Consider the following 1,040-nt stretch of genomic DNA (forward strand, 5'->3'; position numbering starts at 1 on the left):
CGAAGAACTTTCAAAGCACCTTCTGGAACTTTCAAGCGGAAACCGTCAGAAACAATTTCGCTACCAACCAATTTCACGTTGATAAAGTTCATAGCTGGGCTTCCGATGAATCCTGCTACGAATTTGTTAACTGGATTTTTGTAAACTTCTTGAGGTGAACCGATTTGTTCTACACGTCCGATAGTACCTGTACCAGCAGGGTTCTTAGTTGCTGACATAATAACAATACGGTCTGCCAATGTCATCGCTTCTGTTTGGTCGTGCGTTACGTAGATGGTTGTAGCACCGATACGACGGTGGATCTTCGCAATTTCAGCACGCATAGATACACGAAGTTTGGCATCCAAGTTTGACAAAGGTTCGTCCATCAAGAATACTTTTGCATCACGGACAATCGCACGACCCATGGCAACACGTTGACGTTGACCACCTGAAAGGTCAGCTGGTTTACGATCCAAGAATTCTTTCAAACCAAGGATTGCTGCTGCTTCTTGCACACGTTTGTCGATATCTTCTTTGCTGTATTTACGCAATTTCAAACCGAAAGCCATGTTGTCATATACAGTCATGTGTGGGTAAAGAGCGTAGTTTTGGAATACCATGGCGATGTCACGGTCTTTTGGAGCTACGTCGTTGACAACCACGCCATCGATAGATGCAGTACCTTCTGTGATGTCTTCAAGACCAGCAATCATACGAAGAGTTGTTGATTTACCACATCCTGAAGGACCTACGAAAACGATAAATTCCTTGTCTTTGATGTCCAAGTTGAAGTCTTCAACTGAGTAGTGTTCGCTGTTTGGATATTTTTTGTAAATGTTTTTAAGATTTAATTCTACCATGGAAGGTAAACTCCTTTTGTCTTTTGATAGTTTTATTATAGATGAAAACGCTTTACTTTTCTATGGCAAGGTGACCAAAAAAATAAAAAAGTTCTGTGCAACTTGCACAAAACTTTAAAGAATATCTGGTAAAATCAACTGATAACAAAGAGTGAGATCCGTCAACTCCTTCAACTGAAGTCCTGTCAATTCTTCCCA

General features: G+C 40.9%; 1 protein-coding gene. It reads right to left on the reverse strand.

Going from position 1 to position 1,040, the window contains the following annotated elements; translation table 11 throughout:
- Window positions 1-842 (reverse strand): ATP-binding cassette domain-containing protein (locus ABZ319_RS40520; RefSeq protein WP_354991896.1); only part of this gene is annotated, 842 nt, incomplete at its 3' end.
- Window positions 843-1,040 lie beyond the last annotated feature (198 nt).

The sequence above is a fragment of the Nocardia sp. NPDC005978 genome (genome assembly GCF_040614455.1).
Lineage (GTDB): Bacteria > Actinomycetota > Actinomycetes > Mycobacteriales > Mycobacteriaceae > Nocardia.